The sequence below is a fragment of the Pantoea jilinensis genome (assembly GCF_019104105.1).
GTDB classification, from domain to species: Bacteria; Pseudomonadota; Gammaproteobacteria; order Enterobacterales; family Enterobacteriaceae; genus Pantoea; species Pantoea eucalypti.
In genome coordinates, this window is sequence record NZ_CP077746.1 from 3,907,381 (window position 1) to 3,926,599 (window position 19,219).

Consider the following 19,219-nt stretch of genomic DNA (forward strand, 5'->3'; position numbering starts at 1 on the left):
ATAGCGGCCACCTGCAGAGCGCAGGCAGGCCGTCAGCATCAATGCACCTGATAGCGCGGTTGATAGTCGCTGTTGTCGTTGTCAGGCTGCGTCGTACACAGCTGCGTCAGCGTCTGACTACGGAACGGAATCACCTGGAATCGCTCACCCGTGTTCACAATCTGATAGAACTGCGGCAGGTTAAAGTTGATAAAGCTCGACCCATAGGTGAAGCGATCGTGCGATGAGGAGTAGAACCGACTGACGTCGCGCACCAGCTCCTCTTTGCTGCCTTCACAGTGATGATAGACCTCAACCCGATTGGTCTCATCGAGAATGTAGATATTGAAGCCGCGCTCATCCGTGGTGTTTTCAAAGAAGAACTGAATGATGCCTTCGCTGGCATAGCCGTTAACAACGGGTGGCAGCGGCGTCTGATTCGTTTCGACTTTAATAGAGAGTCCATGCAGCTTGTTGTTGGAGATCGCGCCATAAAACTCAACGGCATTTTCCAGCTTCTGCACAGAAACACTCATACGTTCAAAGAACAGACCCCAGGTCTGGCCTGCCATGCGCAGCGCTTTAAAGCGGCCCGGCTCCTGACGTGTGCTGGAAAGGCGCAGCTCAATGCACTCTGAGACCAGCTGCTGCACGCGCGTGCGGATCAGACCGCGCAGGTGCTGGCTGTAGCAGAACACTTCCACCGTATCCGGCGGTGCGGCATCCTGATGCATCTTGCCAAGAATGGTTTTCAGTCCTTCGATCATCGCCTGTTCGCCGCTGAAATGCAGTGTACGCACCTCATTCCAGGAGTTGCGATAGAGCAGATCGATACTGCCAATCAGGCACTGCTGCTGCTGACCAAAGCTAAAAACATCCAGCTTGCGGAAGTCGAAGTGCACCACCTGGTTGCGGAAGGCCGCTGTCGGGTCATGCTCAAGGTTAACAATAATCGCCAGGTGACGAATTTCACACGGGCTGTAGAGCGCTTTTGGTGTCGGCGAAGGCAGACGCAGCGGGAAGTGGCTGGAAACATCGTTGACCAGCTCCTGCAGACGCGCCAGATCGCAAATCTCATTGCCTTTAATATGCAGCCGGGTTTTGCGGGTCAGCAGACCATTAAACCACGCCCACGCCACCAGCTTGTTCAGGTAGCGGTTATATTCCAGCGGCTGATGGCTGATGATCGAATCCATATCCGGTGCCTGGTTATAGAGATACCAGCCGGAACGGTTGGCACGGCCAGGTGGGACATGAATAAAGGTCAGATTCGGTTCAGAGAGATCGGGCGAAATCTGCGGGTTCACCAGCGTCACTTTGCCCGGCAGCGCTTCAAACGCGGCATACAGTTTACGGGTTAATACACCGATATCCTGCGGGCTGGCGCTAACGCTTAAGTTATTGCGGCGGGCAAAGCGGATCAGGTTGCGATAGCTTTGCATCATCGCATCCAGTAATTCGTTATGGGCTTCGCGCACCCGCTCAATTTTCCACTCGGCGCGGTTGTCCAGAACGGCAATCTTCTCTTCGTTCCAGCCCCACTCTTTGACCAGCTGCGATAAAATCTCGCGACGCCAGCCGGTGCGATGATGATGATCTTCGGTGCTGAGCTTTTCACATACTTTGAGATAGAAGCAGCGACGAACCAGATCAAGACGCGGCTGATCGTCAACGCTGGTGAGATAGTGCGTTACGCGTTCCAGCATCATGCAGTAAGGATCGAGTCCGAAGCAGATGATTTCGCCGTCGTGCAGGCGCTGTTTGATATCCATCGCCAGCAGCTGCGTGTTCGGGTATTCCCAGCTATAGGCTTCCAGCAGCAACGTTTTCAGTACGGCTTTATAAGGCGAGTCGATGCTTTTATAGAGCTGCCACAGACTGGCACCAAAATACTCTTCAGCAGACAGCGTACCGAGGCCACCCAGATCGAGCCACTCATTGGGGGTCAGCACGCCTTTCGCGTACAGCGACATCACGTAATCGTCATAGTGATGCTCTTCTTCACCCGGTACCATATTCCACAGGAGACGTTTGCCCGCCATACGAACCGCAGTACGGTAAAACTCATCCAGCAGCAAAATGTGTTGGGTTGAGCCGCAATCTTCACCGCCCAGGCTGCCGCTTTCATTGTGACGGAAGCGGTTCTCATCAATCAGGAAGAAACTGACTTCCACACCCATTGAGACGCACCACTTCTGCAATAACGTACATTTGCGCTGCAGATTCAGGCGCTCTTCATTATCAAGCCAGGATTGATGGCAGACCCAGATATCGAGATCCGAGACGCTATTCTGGCCGACAGACGAGGTGCTGCCCATGGAGTAAATGGCGGTGATTGGCATCTCGCCTTTCGGCGCATCGGCATGGCGCAGGTCGCTGTCGCCGGTGAGATCGGCCAGCAGCTGGCGCTGATTTTCATCAGGCGTGTAGAAGCTGATGCCATATGGAACGCTACCTTCAAGGTAACCCGGCATCTGAGGATGTTGATAATGTAATAAGGTTGGCAGCAGACTGTAGACGCGCTGAAAAGCGGGTCCCATAGCAGCCAGCGCACGATCAACGCGCAGCTGGTTGATTGCATCCAGTCTCTGTTTCAGTGTCTCAATGTAGAGGTACAAGACGTTTCGCCTGATTGTCCCAGTGTTTAAGCACCCTGTTTCCACGCTCTGCCGCTTATTAAAGTAAAAAGTGGGCAGATAATTGCTGGAAACGTGATCAATCTAACACTCGCCAGATTGACCGTAAAGAAAGTTGCGCTACTTAACAGTTTAGCACGTTCTTACCAGCTTCCCGCCTTTTCAGCGCTGGTTCCCACGTTATGGCTTGATAATCCGGGCCTGAAACCGTGCGCAGGCCCTTTTCAATCCGTTGAAACTGACAGTATTCATCCAGAGATGATAGGATATTCAGTGAACGATAAAAATGGTTAACAGCATGTTAGACAAAATTTTCAGAATTGCTACAAGACAAAGCCCGCTCGCATTATGGCAGGCACATTATGTACAGCAACGCCTCATGAGTGCCCATCCGGGACTTCGCGTTGAGCTGGTGCCTATGGTCACGAAAGGTGACATTATTCTTGATACGCCGCTGGCAAAAGTGGGTGGCAAAGGACTGTTTGTCAAAGAGCTTGAGCTGGCGATGCAGGATGGCCGTGCCGATATGGCTGTGCACTCCATGAAAGATGTGCCGGTCAGTTTCCCTGAAGGTCTGGGCCTGGTGACCATCTGCGAGCGCGACGATCCGCGCGATGCGTTCGTTTCCCATCATTATGACTCTATTGACGCGCTGCCACAGGGAGCCATTGTCGGCACCTCCAGCCTGCGTCGTCAGTGCCAGATTAGTGCGCGCCGTCCGGATCTGGTGATCCGTTCGCTGCGGGGTAATGTGGGCACCCGTCTCGGCAAGCTCGATGCCGGAGAGTATGACGCGATCATTCTGGCCGTTGCCGGGCTGAAACGCCTGGGACTGGAAGATCGCATTCGCCAGGCAATGCCTGCCGAAGTTTCCCTGCCCGCCGTGGGTCAGGGTGCGGTCGGCATTGAATGCCGTCTGGACGACAGCGTCTTAATTGACCTGTTACGGGCACTGAACCACGATGACACCGAAGTCTGCGTCAGAGCGGAACGCGCCATGAATACCCGCTTAGAGGGTGGCTGCCAGGTACCCATCGGCAGTTTCGCGGTACTGGAAGGCAATGACCTCTGGCTGCGCGGCATGGTCGGCGCACCAGATGGCCGGGTGATGGTCAGCGGCGAACGCCGGGGTCCACGCGCGCAGGCAGAACAGATGGGCATTTCACTGGCCGATGAACTGCTGAATGGCGGCGCACGTGAAATCCTGAAAGAAGTTTACCAGGGGCAGCCGCCGGCATGACCATCCTGGTGACGCGCCCGGAACCCGCAGCGGCAGAGCTGGTATCGCGCCTGCATGCCCTTGGCAAACAGGCGTGGAGCCTGCCGCTGATCGAGTTCGCACCGGGCGCTGACCTCGCCTCTCTGCCCCAGAAGCTCGCCGGACTTCATGCTGGCGACCTCGTCTTTATCCTTTCTCAGCAGGTTATTCACTACGCGCAGCACGCGATCAAAGCATGGCCCACTGAGCTGGACTATTATGCAATTGGTCGCAGCACCGCACTGGCGTTTCACACCGTCAGTGGCCAGCAGGTGACCTGGCCACATGCTCATGAAACCAGTGAGGAATTGATCCAGATAAACACGCTTCAGCAGATTTCCGGTAAACGTGCGCTGATCCTGCGAGGCGATCCCGGACGCGAGTTGCTGGCAGAGACCTTAACCCGGCGAGGTGCTGAGGTGACGTTTACTGCCTGCTACCAGCGCTGCCAGAAACATTATGATGGACCCGTTGAAGGCCGCCGCTGGCGCGATCGCGGCGTCTCGGTGCTGGTGGTGACCAGCGGTGAAATGTTACAACAGCTCTTTTCGCTGTTCCCCGCGGTTGATCGTGAGGAATGGCTGCTCCACTGCCGACTGATTGTCGTCAGTGAACGTTTGGCTACCCTGGCCGCTGGATTAGGTTGGCAGGATATTCAGGTAGCCGATGGTGCCGATAACGATGCGCTGCTGCGCGCGTTACGCTGAACTTTAACAATGGGATGTGCCACATATGACGGAACAAAAAGACTCCTCCGCCATGGTTGAAGAAACCACCCCAGCGGTTGACCGCTCCTCTTCCAGCAACAGCACACCACCGCGTAATGCGAAAAAGGGTGGCATGGTGTTGGGTGCCGTTGCGATTGTCATCGCGCTGGCGATGGGTGCGGGTTTATACCTTAACGGGAAACATCAGGCTGATTTACAGGCACAAACCAATCAAAAGCTGAGCGACCAGTTAAGCGCGTTGCAGCAGCAGGCCGGCAGCGATAAACAGCAGCTGACACAGCAATTAAGTAGCGCTGAAAAGGCGTTGCAGACTGCGCAACAGCAGCAGAATGCCTCAGCAAAAGAGCTGGAAACCCTGCGTGAAAAAGTAGCCGTGATCTCTGGCAACGACGTGCGCAGCTGGCTGCTGGCACAGGCGGACTATCTGGTGAAACTGGCGGGTCGCAAACTCTGGAGCGATCAGGATGTCACGACAGCCGCGGCACTGCTGAAAAGCGCCGATGCCAGCCTGGCCGACATGAACGATCCCAGCGTGATGAATGTGCGTCGTGCACTGACCCAGGATATCAGCAACCTCTCTTCCGTTACGCAGGTCGACTACGACGGGGTGATCCTCAAGCTGAATCAGTTGTCGAATAACGTTGATAATCTGCGCCTGGCCGATAACGACAGCGATGATGCACCGATGGACAGCGATGGCGGCGAGCTCTCAGGTTCGGTGCGCGAATGGCGTCAGAATCTGGTGAAAAGCTGGCATAATTTTATGGATGATTTTATTACCATCCGTCGCCGCGATAACACCGCACAGCCGCTGCTGGCACCGAATCAGGATGTATATCTGCGTGAGAATATCCGCTCACGTCTGCTGATCGCTGCTCAGGCTGTTCCGCGTCATCAGGATGAGATTTATAAACAATCTATCGATACCGTGTCCGCCTGGGTTCGCGCCTGGTACGACACTAATGATGCCGCCACCAAAGCTTTCCTTGCTCAGCTGGATGAGCTGAGTCAGCAGAACATCAATATGGATCTGCCGGATAACCTGGAAAGTCAGCCGTTGCTGGAACAGCTGATGCAGACGCGGGTGCGCAACCTGTTAGCGCAACCTTCTGCCGCTGCTAATCAGCAGGGGGGCTAAGCATGCTTAAGGTATTTATCCTCTTTATCCTGCTGATTGCGGGCGTGGTGCTGGGACCGATGATTGCCGGTCATCAGGGCTACGTGCTGATTCAGACTGATAACTGGAATATCGAAACCAGCGTCACAGGCCTGGTCATTATCCTTATTCTCAGCCTGCTGGTGATTCTGGCCGTAGAGTGGCTGCTGCGCCGCGTGCTGCACACCGGCGCGCGAACCCGTGGCTGGTTTACCGGACGTAAACGCCGTCGCGCCCAGCGCCATACCCAGTCGGCGCTGATGAAGCTGGCAGAAGGCGACCACCGTCAGGTTGAGAAACTGCTCTCTAAAGATGCCGATCACGCTGATGTGCCTGTAGCCAACTATCTGCTGGCTGCAGAAGCTGCACAACAGCGTGGTGATGAAGCCCGTGCTAATCAGCATCTTGAGCGTGCTGCAGAGCTGTCGGAAAACAATACCATTCCGGTGGAAATCGCCCGCGCACGTATTCAGCTGGCACGTAACGAAGATCACGCTGCGCGTCATAGCATCGACCGCCTGCTGGAAGTGGCACCGCGTCACCCGGAAGTACTGCGCCTGGCCGAACAGGCGTATATCCGCACAGGAGCCTGGAGTGCGCTGCTGGATATTCTGCCGTCGATGCAGAAGTCACAGGTCGGCGATGAGCTGCATCGCGATGCCTTGCAGCAGCAGGCCTGGCTGGGTCTGATGAATCAGGCGATGGCTGATCAGGGCAGTGATGGGCTGAAGCGCTGGTGGAGCACACTGAGTCGCAAGACCCGTCAGGATACGACGTTGCAGGTCGCCATGGCGGATCATCTGATTGAGTGTGACGATCACGACACCGCACAGTCTATCGTGCTGGAAGGCCTGAAACGTCATTATGACGATCGTCTGGTACTGCTGATGCCACGTATCAAAAGCGGCAATCCCGAAGCACTGGAGAAAGCATTACGTCAGCAGATTAAACAGCATGGCGCAACGCCGTTGCTGCACAGTACGCTGGGGCAGTTGCTGATGCGTCATGGGGAATGGCAGCAGGCAGCTGACGCGCTGCAGCAGGCGCTGGCGCAGCGTCCGGATGCGTTCGATTATGCATGGCTGGCAGATGTTTATGACCGTCTGCATCGCCCGGAAGAGGCTGCAAAAATGCGCCGTGAAGGGTTGTTGCTGACGCTGAAGAATAACCCAAACGCCTGATGCGATTGTCAGACAGGATAAAGCCGGGCTCGCCCGGCTTTTTTGTGCCCAAAATCTGCCCTCCGGTTCTCGCAGGCAAAAAAAACACCTGCCAGTGGCAGGTGTAAGATCAGGTCGGTAAGACAACCGGGAGGTACCTGACTCAACGTGGTGTCTGTTAACCCTGTAAGGCTTACGCGATACAGGCAGGCAGACAACAGGTACCGAAAATTGGCTCTGCATCATTCCCAGGTTTATGTAGCATAAGCAGACATAAGAGGTGGAATGAGCATCTACAGCAGAAGTATTGCACAAACCGTGCCAGGTTAAGGTTTATTTTTAAAGTAATTATAAATCAATAACTTAATCACAGTGCCAAATCTGTTCTTAGCCATGTCCGATGTTAAGTGTCGGTATCCGGCGACAGCTTGCATTTTCTCTGTCTCTTAATAGAGACAGCGAGGCCAATCTCTCTGTGAACTTAACAATAACAATGACTTATTTGTCGGCGATTCACGACGCTGCTACTCCTGCTTAAGCAACTTTAACTGACAACTGGCGAAATCAAAGCGGGAGAGCTGGCATCGAAGATTAGCAAACAGCAGCCCGTTCTCACCGCTGTGCCGGCTTCAGGGAGCATACGCCTTTCGCAAAGACGCAAAAGACGCCATCCCTGGCGGCCTCAGCGCGGGCCGTCCGTGGCCCGCGATGCTTTGCTACAGGCGTATGCTCCCTTCGCTTCAAGTCTGGCAGACGCATCGGGAACTTACATGGACGCTTCAGACTGGTGAGAGATCTAAAGCCGGATTCATCTGACGGTGTTCCCTTCGCAGGCTCGCACTCACCGCAACATTGTTCCACAGCCTGCGCCCCTAATCTCTCGCAGAAATTTGCATCCTCTTTCTACAGACGAAAAAAAACCTGTCTTTTCAGACAGGTTTCTAAAAATGGTCGGCGAGAGAGGATTACACTGCTCTATGAGCAGCGCCCTGCGGGCCGTTGCTGAAGCAACGTTGTCTCGCTTCGCTCGGCTCAAACCTCCTTCGGAGGTCCTCATCCTCTTTTATACAGACGAAAAAAAACCTGTCTTTTCAGACAGGTTTCTAAAAATGGTCGGCGAGAGAGGATTCGAACCTCCGACCCACTGGTCCCAAACCAGTTGCGCTACCAAGCTGCGCTACTCGCCGATTTTTTTAACTGTTTTGCATGGTGCGAAGAGAGGGACTTGAACCCTCACGTCCGTTAAGACACTAACACCTGAAGCTAGCGCGTCTACCAATTCCGCCACCTTCGCGTTTCCCAGCAAAATCTGGGGTGGCTAATGGGACTCGAACCCACGACAACTGGAATCACAATCCAGGGCTCTACCAACTGAGCTATAGCCACCACAATTCTTAATGTCACAGATTTAAAACCTGCAGCATTTAAATCTCTACTGCCAACCGCGGTAAATCAACCACCGAAGCTCATGCGCACAAACGATATGGCGCGCCCGACAGGATTCGAACCTGAGACCTCTGCCTCCGGAGGGCAGCGCTCTATCCAGCTGAGCTACGGGCGCGTAGCGCCGTTGCGGATGTGCATACTAGAGATAAGCGCCCATCGTGTCTAGTGCTTTTTAAATAAAAAGACGCGTTTGATTACGCTTTGTGCACTTTCTCGACAAATAGTGCATTTCCTCTCTCACAATGCCTAAAAATGCGGCATTTATCAGCAATATCAGAGATCGCCGCGCCAGTGGTAGCGCAAATATTTAAGCAGTTTTAATTGCCTGCGCAGGCGGCTCGGTTGTCGAATCAGACGATAGAGCCACTCCAGCCCCAGTCGCTGCCAGATTTTAGGGGCGCGCTTCACATGACCGGTAAAAACATCGTAGGTTCCGCCTACGCCCATGTAGAGCGCATCAGGACAGTGCGCACGGCACGCCAGCATCAGCAGCTCCTGACGTGGCGATCCCAGCGCTACAGTGACGAGCTTCGCACCGCTAGCCGCAATCCGGGTAAACAGCGCATCCTGATCGGCTGGCGCAAAATAGCCATCCTGCGCGCCAACAATATTCACATTCCACTGGCGGCGTAACTTATCACAGGTTTCATCCAGCACCCGCTGGCGACCACCGATAAGAAACACCGGCGTCCCTTCACGCCCGGCGCGCTCCATCAACGCTTCCCATAAATCTGCTCCCGCAATGCGCTGCACCGACGCCTGCGGATATTTTTTACGAATCGAACGTACAATGCTGATGCCATCGGCATACGCATATTCAGCCTGCGCTAACAGCGTGCGTAATCCCTCATCCCGCTCAGCGGTCAGGATCTTCTCTGCATTGATCGCTACTAAAATACCGCTGCGAACGCGCTGCGGCGGCATCAGAAAATTCACCGCCGACGGCATGTTTTCGAAGCCATACAAATCAACGCCGCGAATCCGGTACTGCGGCGTCTCAGTTAACGTTGTCATATCTTCCGTCAATCCCAGAGGTTAATCAGAGCGGGCTGTGCAACACCCGCCTGCTGCGGTCGCGAATCAAACCTGCGCGATCCAGTAACCAGAAAAGTAATTTAGCTATGCCCAGACAGGCAGCAAAAATGATGCAGAAAAACACCACGCGAGAACCGAACGCATCGAGACCTTCGCGGGCCAGCACAATCATGTTAAATACCGCGCCAAAACAGAAGCTTTGCAGGATGGCGCCGGTGTACCGGTTGGTCTCAAGGCAGCCACGCTGATAGATCGCATCAAAGGCTTTGATAATCATCCCTACCGCGACAGCACCAACTGGAATCGCCCAGACTCCGCCCATCACCACCAGCGATCCAATTAATGTGGGGGAAATCGCCAGGCCAGAATGGTTATTCAGCACTTCCCAGGTGAAGTAGTTCGCACTGTTTAACACCGCCAGCGGCCGATCCGGCCAGAGCCAGGTCGGAATGAAAACGTAGAAATCACGCCACAGCGGCGCCAGACCCTGGAACTCAATGCGGGCGTAGTTATCCAGCAGAAGAGCCAGATTCTCCCACGGTGAGAACGTATCACGCGTCAGATAGAGGAAGGTATAAAACGCTTCATCGCCCATTACGTCGAGGTTATAGCGGCGCAGCGCCAGCCAGAACATCCCCGCAATTGCCAGTACGCCCGCTGTTGCCAGCATCCACAGAGTGATCCAGCCACGGGTGATCCCGATGAACAGGAACAGGGCAAAAGCAATAATGATATTGGCGCGGGTGCCGCCCACCAGTGCGTAGGTCAGCAAACCAAAGGCCACTGTTACCACCAGGAACAGCAGCCAGTTGCGGCGCGTCGGGCTCAGAAAATAGGGGATCAACATCGCCGGAATAAAGAAGTAGAAGAAGCGCTTGAGCGCCACCCCCGAGACTTCACTGGAGAAGATCTGGTTATAGGCAGTCAGGCGGAACAGCAGAAAACCGTTGTGAATGAAAAACACAGTGACGGTTCCCAGCGCCACCAGCGCCAGAATCACGCAGGTCAGGTGCGTTTCAACCCGATTCATCTGCAGCCAGGGCTTCGCCGGTGGCGCACTGGCGGGCTTCAGCCGCACTTTATAACTGACGTAATAAATGGCGTAAAACGCCGTCGCTGATAGCAACGCCTCCAGCAGATTCTCGACCGGCACCACCTCAACATTAAAGCGAAACACCAGCACCGAGGTCAGTGGGAAGCCGAAGTAAAAGGTCAGTAAGAACAGCAGTGTGAAGAACAGATGGAAGTTAAAACGGACGCGCTTAAACTCCCGCCAGGTCAGGGTCAGAATAAAAACCAGCGACAGCATATAGACCACCAGCAGGCCGCCAAACTGCATAAGACTCATGACAACTCCCCTTCGCTGAGCTGTAACGTGGCCCGCCAGCCTGCGAGATACCCCGGCGCAAAAAAGGCGATCGCCTGTTTATCACAGCTCATCAGCTGGCGGCGTGCCTCGGCAATCACCGCAGGCGACAGCGTATCTTCGCTGAACAATACCGGAAGCTGCTGCTCAGCCACATCACGCCAGAACGGATTTTTGCGGGTCAGGATAAACGGCACGTTGGCCTGGATCAGCAGACAAAGTGTTCCCACTCCCTGCTGACGTTCAAACATAAAATAGCCGACATGACAGCGCGCCAGGAGCGCTAAATAATCATCAAACGCCAGATTTTCACGCATCAGATTCACCTGCCCGTCCGGGAACAGTGTCTCTGCTGCAGCCTGAATCTCACTGATGTACGCCTCGTTGCCTGGCGGATAGCCCAGCGGCACCTCGATACGCACATGTGTGCCAAACTGCGCGCGAATCGCTTTTAAGCCTTCAATGTGCCGGTTACTCGGATCGCCGGAGTTGCCCAGCAGCAGCGTAAACGGCTCTGCGGGATCAGACTCAACAGCGGCGGCGGGCATTCGGGTCGGGAAATAGAGCAGTGAACCCGGCACCCTGCGATGACGCTGCTGGTAGTGATGCAGGTCGCCACGGGTCGCAAAAACCTGAGCAACGCGTCCCTGTGCTAGCCGGCGAACCAGATAGAACAGGCGAAACTTCAGGCTGCGTGAATCTTCATAGAGATCGGCACCCCAGACATGCCAGAAGATTTGGGAACGGCGCAACTTGCCACTGAGTAATGCCAGCCAGATCCACGGGTTAAACTGACCGTGGCAGAAAAAACGCTGCTGACGATGTCTGGCCCGCTGCAGCACCGCCTGCGCCAGCGCTTTCTTGCTGGTAAAGCACTCAATCTGCAATGCACTGAACGGTGCCAGGCTCTCTGGCTGCTGCGTCACTACCATAAAATGGCGTGGCGAAGCCACGGGCTGCTCAACGCTGATTATATCGTTGAAAAAGCGCAGCACCGTAAGATTGTGGTGGGGAATGTCCGATCCCAAAACGTGAATTAAAGTCATTTTTTCCGGCAGTAAACAATAAAAGCGCCACAACACAGGGCAAAATAAGCCATATAGGTAAACATATAGGCCTGCGCCGCACCTGTCGCGCCATGTAACGGGATCAACCAGCGTGAGAAGAGCGTCAGCAACAGAAACTGGCTGATCTCAGTGAGAACATAAAAGCGCAGCGAGGCTTTGGCGATAACCAGATATCCGAAAACATAGGCACCGACTTTAAAAACATCACCGCACAGCTGCCAGACGAAAAGATCGCGCATCCCGCGAAAAGCCTCAGAGAACAACAGGCTGATGGCGAAATCGCGCAGCACCCAGACACTAAAACTGGCAACTGCCACGGCGGGCAGTACAAAACGCAGTGCACGGCCAATCTCGCGTGCAATGTCGCGTTTGCTCTCGAGCCGCGCCAGCGTCGGCAGCAGCCAGACGCTAAAGGTTGCGGTGATAAACTGCAGATAGGCATCCGAAATGCTGGTGACACCCTGCCACAATCCGACCTGCGCCCACCCTTCCTGCTCTGCCAGCAGGTTACGCATCAACACCCAGGCGACCGGCAGGGTCACAGCCGTGATCAGCGCCATCAGGGTATATTTTGCCAGATTACGCGCCAGCTCAGGGTGCCATTGCGGACGCAGCCAGCTCAGCGGCAGCGGTGCGCGGCGTTTCAGCATCAGTAGCGCCGGCAGCAGCAGCAAGGCCGGCACCAGTGCCAGGCCAATCAGCGCCCCCTGATAGCCACCCAGCCACCAGCAGAGCAGATAGCCCGCCACGCCAGTCAGGCTGCCGAGAATCAGTGCCAGCGCATTACCGCGCGCATCGCGATAACCCTTCAGCAGCGCCAGGGTAAAGTTGGCCCAGGCGATACCGAGCTGAAGAAAGGCGACGACGCGGATGACGCCCTGATAGCGATCATGACCAAACAGCGCGGTGCTGATGGGTGCCGCCGCCAGCAGAAACAGCAGCGCCAGCACACCGGAAAAGCCCAGCACCATTGCCGATGCCGTGCCCACCATCGCGCGCAGTTGTCCGGGCTGCTGTTGATACTGCGCCACATAGGTGGTGACGCCATTGAAGATGCCCGCGCCCGCCAGCACACCCAGCACGGTGATCAGCTGACGAAAGTTCCCCGCCTGGCCGACACCCTCGGGTCCGAAACTCACCGCCAGCAGTTTGACCACCAGCAGACCAGCCACAATTTTTACCAGCGTGGACGATGCGGTCCACACTGAGGCTCTGGCCAATGACATCAGGAAAAGAAGCTCAGCAGTGAGCTGATAACCGTGCTCTGATTATTATCGGACAGGTTATAGAACAGCGGCAGGCGCAGCAGACGTTCACTTTCCTGCGTGGTATAGCGATCGTCGCCGACAAACTGCGAGAAACGCTCACCGGCTGGCGAACTGTGCAGCGGAATATAGTGGAACACCGTCAGTATCTCAGCTTCTTTCATCCAGTTGATCAGCGCCTGGCGATCGTCCTGATCGCGCAGTTTGATATAAAACATGTGCGCATTGTGTTCACAGCTGGCGGGGATCACCGGCAGGCTGATACGTCCCTGGGCCGCCAGCGGCTGGAGTGCGTCGTAATAGCGCTGCCAGATGCGTAACCGCTGCTGGTTGATGCGCTCAGCGGCTTCCAACTGCGCCCAGAGATAGGCCGCCTGCAGATCGGCCATCAGGTAGCTCGACCCCATATCGCGCCAGGTATATTTATCGACCTGACCCCGGAAGAACTGGCTGCGGTTGGTGCCTTTTTCCCGCACGATCTCGGCGCGCTCGACCAGGCTGGCGTCGTTAATGAGTGTCGCGCCACCTTCGCCACCGGCGGTGTAGTTCTTGGTTTCGTGAAAACTGAAGCAGCCAATATGACCAATGGTGCCCAGGGCGCGCCCTTTGTAGCGTGACATCACGCCCTGCGCCGCATCTTCAATCACAAACAACTTATGCTTTGCCGCCAGCGCCATAATGGTGTCCATTTCACAGGCCACGCCTGCGTAATGCACCGGCACAATGGCGCGGGTTTTTTCAGTGATAGCGGCTTCGATCAGCGTTTCATCGATGTTCATGGTGTCCGGGCGCACATCGACAAACACGATGCGCGCGCCGCGCAGCACAAAGGCATTAGCGGTCGAGACAAAGGTGTAGCTCGGCATGATCACTTCATCGCCGGGCTGCAGATCGATTAACAGCGCCGCCATCTCCAGCGAAGCGGTACAGGAGGGAGTGAGCAGCACTTTTTTGCTACCGAAACGCTGCTCCATCCACTGCTGACAGCGACGGGTAAATCCGCCGTCACCGCACAGCTTGCCGCTGTTCATTGCCGACTGCATATAGTCAATTTCTGTGCCCACAATCGGGGGCGCATTAAATGGAATCATGACCTTTCCTGTAAAACCAGTAGGCGGTGCTGTCGAGCCGGGCACCGCTGCGTAAATAGAGGCGCATCGCCGTGAGATTACTCATCTGGGTGGCAACCCGAAGCTGAGCCAGCTGTCTTACCCGCGCCCAGTCCGCCGCCGCCAGCAGCAGTCGCTGACCCACGCCCTGGCCCTGCGCGTCAGGCAACACGCCCAGCAGACCGATTCGCGCATCGCCGTCTGCCGCGCGCAGCGAAACAAAACCCTGCAACTGACCGGTGGCGTCACTGGCTACCAGGCACTGGTCGTCAAATGTGCCGCGCACCGCATTTTCAATCCACTGCGCATAGAAGCGACCGCTGGCGTCCGGCGCATACCAGGGCGCGCGAAAACGGCTCTGGCTGAAGAGCTGAGATGCGGCATCGCGCAGTGGCGGAATTTGTGCGTCACGCGCAATGCGAATCCCCGCCTGACGTTCCGTCTCTTTAACCGCCAGCGTCAGGTCTGCTTCGCCTTCTGCCAGCTGAAACTGATGCTGCTGCAGCGTATCAATCAGTGCCGTCTCGCTGGCAGCGACTTTCATCTGTATCAGTGCACAGGGATGCCGCAGCGCCTGCTCCAGCGGCGTCTCGCCCTGCGGCTCCAGCCGCACGGTATCAACACCGAAGAATGTGCTCTCCCAGCTAAGGGGATTAATATTGACGTGGACGGGCATGTAATAAATCCAGCAGGTATTGGCCATAGCCAGTTTTTGTCAGCGCTTCACCCGCGGCGCGCAACTGGTCATCGCTGAGCCAGCTGTTACGCCAGGCGATCTCTTCCAGGCAGGCAATTTTAAAGCCCTGACGTTTTTCTACCGTCTGCACAAACATGCTGGCTTCCACCAGGCTGTCGTGTGTCCCGGTATCCAGCCAGGCAAAGCCTCGTCCCAGCAGTTCGACTGTCAGCTCACCGCGCTCCAGATACATCTGGTTGATGGCGGTGATTTCCAGCTCACCCCGCGATGAAGGCTTAACCTGCTTCGCGAATTCGATAACCTGATTGTCATAGAAGTAGAGGCCGGTGACCGCCCAGCGCGATTTCGGCTGCTGTGGCTTCTCTTCAATCGAGATCGCCTTAAAGTTATCGTCAAACTCCACCACACCGAAACGTTCCGGGTCCATAACCTGATAGCCAAACACCGTTGCACCACGATTCTGTTCGACAACTTTCCGCAGCTTGGGGCTGAAGCCCTGACCAAAATAGAGGTTATCACCGAGCACCAGGCAGCAATTGTCATCGCCGATAAAGGATTCGCCGATGATAAAGGCCTGTGCCAGTCCATCGGGACTGGGCTGCACCGCATAGCTGAGGCGAATACCAAATTCACTGCCATCACCCAGCAGGCGTTCAAACTGCGCCCGATCCTCCGGCGTGGTGATCAGCAAAATGTCGCGAATCCCGGCCAGCATCAGCACGGAAAGCGGATAGTAGATCATCGGTTTGTCGTAGACCGGCAGAAGTTGCTTTGATACTGCCCGGGTTATCGGGTGTAACCGCGTGCCCGATCCTCCCGCTAAAATGATGCCTTTCATCGCTGCTCCTTACGCGGGTTTATTGCGATAAGCCGAGGCGTTCACCCTGATAACGACCATCCAGAATGGCCTGCCACCAGGCGGGATTCGCCAGATACCATGCCACGGTTTTACGCATGCCGCTTTCAAAGGTTTCCTGTGGCACCCAGCCAAGTTCATGCGCAATTTTACTGGCATCAATGGCGTAGCGCTGATCGTGACCAGGGCGGTCAGCGACATAGGTAATCAGGTCGCGGTAATGCGCCAGCCCTGCGGGTTTCTGCTCTGCTGCCAGCTCTTCAAGAAGGCTGCAAATCGTCTCGACCACCTCAATATTGCGACGCTCGTTATGACCGCCAATATTATAGGTCTCGCCGGGCTTGCCATAGCTGACCACCTGGTAGAGTGCACGGGCATGATCTTCAACGTAGAGCCAGTCACGAATCTGCTGCCCGTTACCGTAAACCGGCAAGGCCTTACCGGCCAGCGCATTAATGATGGTCAGCGGGATCAGCTTCTCAGGGAAATGGCACGGGCCGTAGTTGTTTGAGCAGTTGGTGACCAGCGTGGGCAGACCATAGGTTCGTAGCCAGGCACGCACCAGATGGTCGCTGCTGGCCTTGCTGGCGGCGTAAGGACTGCTTGGCGCATAAGGGGTGGTTTCGGTGAAATACGCCTGGCTGTCATGCAGATCGCCAAAGACTTCATCGGTCGAGATATGGTGGAACAGAAAGGCCCTTTTACGCGCGTCATCCAGCGTTTGCCAGTAAGAACGCGCAGCCTCCAGCAATTGCCAGGTCCCGACAATATTGGTTTCGATAAAGGCCGCCGGCCCGTCAATCGAGCGATCAACATGGCTTTCAGCGGCAAGATGCATCACGCAGTCGGGCTGATGACGGGCAAACACCTCATCAAGTGCCGTACGGTCACAGATGTCGACCTGCTCAAAACAGAAGCGGTCCGAGTTGGCCACACTGGCGAGTGACGCCAGATTTCCCGCGTAGCTGAGTTTATCGACAACCACGACCTGATGTTCGGTTTCTGCGATCAGAAAGCGCACCAGAGCCGAACCGATAAAACCGGCACCGCCCGTGATCAAAAAGCGCTTCATCGCCACACGCCTTTGGTATCGACAATCCAGTTCTGCTGAACATCGGCGGCGTTAATCGCGCGGAAGGCACGGTGATCGACCAGCATCACCAGAATATCGGCCTGAGCCAGCGCCTGCTCGCAGGAGACCAGTTCGGCGTTATCAGCCAGCGAGTCCGCAAGCTGCTCGATGTGAGGTTCAACCACCCAGGTCTTGCCACTGTGCCACTCTGCAATTTTCTGGGTCACGCCCACGGCCGGGCTCTCGCGCAGGTCGTCAATGTCAGGTTTAAAGGCCAGACCAAAGCAGGCGATAGTGACCTCGCTGGCGCGCTTGCCGGTTTGAGTCAGGCAATCCGCCAGCGCGGTTTTCACCTGGTCCAGCACCCACTGCGGCTTGGCGTCATTCACCTCACGCGCGGTGCGGATCAGGCGTGCCAGTTCAGGATTCTGCGCCACAATAAACCAGGGATCGACGGCGATACAGTGACCACCCACGCCGGGACCGGGTTGCAGAATATTGACGCGCGGATGACGATTCGCCAGCGCAATCAGTTCCCAGACGTTAATTCCCTGTTCGGCACAAATCAGCGACAGCTCATTGGCAAAGGCGATATTGACGTCACGGAAGCTGTTTTCAGTCAGCTTGCACATCTCGGCGGTGCGGGCGTTGGTCTCAACGCATTCACCTTTTAAAAACAGCCGGTATAACGCGCTGGCGCGGGCGGAACAGGCAGGCGTCATACCGCCAATCACCCGGTCGTTGTTAATCAGCTCAACCATTACCTTGCCAGGCAGTACGCGCTCCGGGCAGTAGGCGACAAAAATATCGGGCGTCTCACCGTGCTGCGGAAAGCGCAGATCAGGACGCGCCGCAGCCAGCCACTCGGCCATCTGTTCGGTACTGCCCACCGGTGAGGTGGACTCCAGGATGACCAGATCGCCCTTCTTCAGAACCGGTGCGATCGACTCCGCTGCGGCTTTCACAAAGCGCAGATCGGGCTGATATTCATCTTTGAACGGCGTCGGTACGGCGATCAGAAAAGCGTCAGCGGGTTCAGGCTGCGTGGTGGCGCGCAGGTCGCCACGCGTAACCGCCGCATGCACCACTTCATCTAAATCGGGTTCTACGATGTGGATTGCGCCACGATTGATGGTTTCAACGGCACGCGCGTTGATATCCACGCCCACCACTTTTTTTCCCTTTGAGGCAAAAACGGCTGCCGTCGGCAGCCCAATGTATCCCAGTCCAATCACGGAGATGGTTTCAAAACTCATAATTCAGCTCTGTTATCTTTTAAGGCTTGTAAAATTCGGCCACAGGCTTTGCCATCGCCATACGGATTATGGGCATGGCTCATCGCCTGCCAGGCATCGTCGTCGCTCAGCAATTCACTGACACTGGCCACGATCCTGTCGATATCCGTCCCTACCAGTTTAACGGTACCCGCATCAACCGCTTCCGGACGCTCGGTCGTGTCACGCATCACCAGCACCGGTTTACCCAGTGAAGGCGCTTCCTCCTGAATGCCGCCGGAATCGGTCAGAATCAGCCAGGCACGGTTCATCAGCCAGACAAAAGGCAGATACTCCTGCGGTTCAATCAGAATGATATTCTCAATGCCGCTGAGAATCCGATTAACCGGCTCGCTGACATTCGGATTGAGGTGCACCGGATAGACGATCTGCGCCTCAGGGTGCTGGCGGGCAATCTGCGCCAGCGCGCTGCAGATACGCTCAAAACCGCCGCCAAAGCTTTCACGCCGGTGACCGGTAACCAGCACCAGTTTCTTATCCGGGTTGATAAAGGGATAGCGCGCCGCTAATTGTGCATTCAGATTGCAGTCATCCAGCACCCGATCGCGAACCCACAGCAGCGCATCAATGACCGTATTACCGGTCACAATGATGCGAGAATCGGGCAGGTTTTCCTGCAACAGGTTCTGACGCGAGCGGGTGGTAGGGGTGAAGTGCAGACGGGCAAGATGACCGGTGAGTTTGCGGTTGCCCTCTTCCGGCCACGGCGAGGCGAGATCGCCGGTACGCAGACCGGCCTCCACATGCCCGACCGGAATTTGCTGATAAAAGGCGGCCAAGCTCGCAGCCAGTGTTGTGGTGGTGTCACCATGCACCAGCACAATGTCTGGTTTGAAATCGAGCAGGACGGTTTTCATGCCCTCTAAAATGCGACAGGTAATCTCAGTCAGTCCCTGCTCAGGGCGCATAATATTAAGGTCATAATCCGGTTCGAGCTTAAACAGACGCAACACCTGATCGAGCATTTCGCGATGCTGTGCGGTGACGCACAGGCGCGATTCAAAAGCAGGATCCTGCGACAGCGCCTGAACCAGTGGCGCCATTTTAATCGCTTCGGGACGAGTACCAAATACGGTCAGAACTTTCACACTGTT

At 55.7% G+C, this 19,219-nt stretch carries 15 protein-coding genes, 4 tRNA genes and 1 other RNA gene; 4 read left to right on the forward strand and 16 right to left on the reverse strand.

Features of this window, described 5'->3' with window-relative positions; all coding sequences use genetic code 11:
* Positions 1–38 precede the first annotated feature (38 nt).
* Positions 39–2,597 (reverse strand): class I adenylate cyclase, encoded by a 2,559-nt coding sequence (locus tag KTJ90_RS18395; protein ID WP_003854355.1) that lies wholly within the window; start codon positions 2,595–2,597, stop codon positions 39–41.
* 316 nt (positions 2,598–2,913) lie between these two features.
* Between KTJ90_RS18395 and hemC the strand changes: the two genes are divergently transcribed.
* From hemC to hemY, 4 genes are read left to right on the forward strand one after another with little or no spacing between them, the layout of a single operon-like run.
* Complete coding sequence (hemC, locus tag KTJ90_RS18400) at positions 2,914–3,855, forward strand: hydroxymethylbilane synthase (protein WP_033743361.1); 942 nt, start codon at positions 2,914–2,916, stop codon at positions 3,853–3,855.
* Positions 3,852–4,580 (forward strand): uroporphyrinogen-III synthase, encoded by a 729-nt coding sequence (gene hemD / locus KTJ90_RS18405; RefSeq protein WP_499025677.1) that lies wholly within the window; start codon positions 3,852–3,854, stop codon positions 4,578–4,580. Before hemC ends, hemD begins: the two co-directional genes overlap by 4 nt.
* 25 nt (positions 4,581–4,605) lie before the next feature.
* Positions 4,606–5,739 carry a uroporphyrinogen-III C-methyltransferase gene (hemX, locus tag KTJ90_RS18410; RefSeq protein WP_003854351.1) on the forward strand — a complete coding sequence of 378 codons (1,134 nt, stop codon included), beginning with the start codon at positions 4,606–4,608 and terminating at the stop codon, positions 5,737–5,739.
* A gap of 2 nt (positions 5,740–5,741) precedes the next feature.
* Positions 5,742–6,938 (forward strand): protoheme IX biogenesis protein HemY, encoded by a 1,197-nt coding sequence (hemY, locus tag KTJ90_RS18415; protein WP_008926434.1) that lies wholly within the window; start codon positions 5,742–5,744, stop codon positions 6,936–6,938.
* A 927-nt stretch (positions 6,939–7,865) separates the two neighbouring features.
* Here hemY and KTJ90_RS18420 read toward each other — a convergent pair.
* From KTJ90_RS18420 to wecB, 15 genes are all read right to left on the reverse strand, one after another.
* Positions 7,866–7,995: non-coding RNA, RtT sRNA (locus KTJ90_RS18420), on the reverse strand.
* Between the two features lie 32 nt (positions 7,996–8,027).
* Positions 8,028–8,104: transfer RNA gene (locus KTJ90_RS18425), tRNA-Pro, on the reverse strand.
* Between the two features lie 20 nt (positions 8,105–8,124).
* Positions 8,125–8,211, reverse strand: a tRNA-Leu gene (locus KTJ90_RS18430).
* 16 nt (positions 8,212–8,227) lie between these two features.
* Positions 8,228–8,303 (reverse strand) — tRNA-His (locus KTJ90_RS18435).
* A gap of 98 nt (positions 8,304–8,401) precedes the next feature.
* Positions 8,402–8,478 (reverse strand) — tRNA-Arg (locus KTJ90_RS18440).
* Between the two features lie 158 nt (positions 8,479–8,636).
* Complete coding sequence (wecG, locus tag KTJ90_RS18445; protein WP_375150741.1) at positions 8,637–9,377, reverse strand: lipopolysaccharide N-acetylmannosaminouronosyltransferase; 741 nt, start codon at positions 9,375–9,377, stop codon at positions 8,637–8,639.
* 25 nt (positions 9,378–9,402) lie between these two features.
* A complete protein-coding gene (wzyE, locus tag KTJ90_RS18450) occupies positions 9,403–10,746 on the reverse strand; it encodes an ECA oligosaccharide polymerase (RefSeq protein ID WP_078805041.1) in 1,344 nt (447 codons plus the stop codon).
* Positions 10,743–11,810: a TDP-N-acetylfucosamine:lipid II N-acetylfucosaminyltransferase gene (gene wecF, locus KTJ90_RS18455; RefSeq protein WP_499025680.1), complete on the reverse strand. Its 1,068-nt coding sequence runs from the start codon at positions 11,808–11,810 to the stop codon at positions 10,743–10,745. The genes wzyE and wecF overlap by 4 nt, the downstream gene beginning before the upstream one ends.
* On the reverse strand, positions 11,807–13,057 hold the full coding sequence (wzxE, locus tag KTJ90_RS18460; protein ID WP_033762623.1) for a lipid III flippase WzxE: 1,251 nt from the start codon (positions 13,055–13,057) through the stop codon (positions 11,807–11,809). The genes wecF and wzxE overlap by 4 nt, the downstream gene beginning before the upstream one ends.
* Positions 13,057–14,187, reverse strand: coding sequence for a dTDP-4-amino-4,6-dideoxygalactose transaminase (gene rffA, locus KTJ90_RS18465; protein ID WP_039658617.1), 1,131 nt, complete (start codon positions 14,185–14,187; stop codon positions 13,057–13,059). The genes wzxE and rffA overlap by 1 nt, the downstream gene beginning before the upstream one ends.
* Complete coding sequence (gene rffC / locus KTJ90_RS18470) at positions 14,174–14,881, reverse strand: dTDP-4-amino-4,6-dideoxy-D-galactose acyltransferase (RefSeq protein WP_039658618.1); 708 nt, start codon at positions 14,879–14,881, stop codon at positions 14,174–14,176. Before rffC ends, rffA begins: the two co-directional genes overlap by 14 nt.
* Positions 14,859–15,740 carry a glucose-1-phosphate thymidylyltransferase RfbA gene (gene rfbA, locus KTJ90_RS18475; RefSeq protein WP_008926428.1) on the reverse strand — a complete coding sequence of 294 codons (882 nt, stop codon included), beginning with the start codon at positions 15,738–15,740 and terminating at the stop codon, positions 14,859–14,861. The genes rffC and rfbA overlap by 23 nt, the downstream gene beginning before the upstream one ends.
* Before the next feature lie 19 nt (positions 15,741–15,759).
* Positions 15,760–16,830, reverse strand: a complete 1,071-nt coding sequence (gene rffG, locus KTJ90_RS18480) for a dTDP-glucose 4,6-dehydratase (RefSeq protein WP_008926427.1) — start codon at positions 16,828–16,830, stop codon at positions 15,760–15,762.
* Positions 16,827–18,086 carry a UDP-N-acetyl-D-mannosamine dehydrogenase gene (gene wecC / locus KTJ90_RS18485; protein ID WP_312545857.1) on the reverse strand — a complete coding sequence of 420 codons (1,260 nt, stop codon included), beginning with the start codon at positions 18,084–18,086 and terminating at the stop codon, positions 16,827–16,829. The genes rffG and wecC overlap by 4 nt, the downstream gene beginning before the upstream one ends.
* Positions 18,083–19,213: a non-hydrolyzing UDP-N-acetylglucosamine 2-epimerase gene (wecB, locus tag KTJ90_RS18490; RefSeq protein WP_003851955.1), complete on the reverse strand. Its 1,131-nt coding sequence runs from the start codon at positions 19,211–19,213 to the stop codon at positions 18,083–18,085. Before wecB ends, wecC begins: the two co-directional genes overlap by 4 nt.
* Between the last annotated feature and the right edge of the window lie 6 nt (positions 19,214–19,219).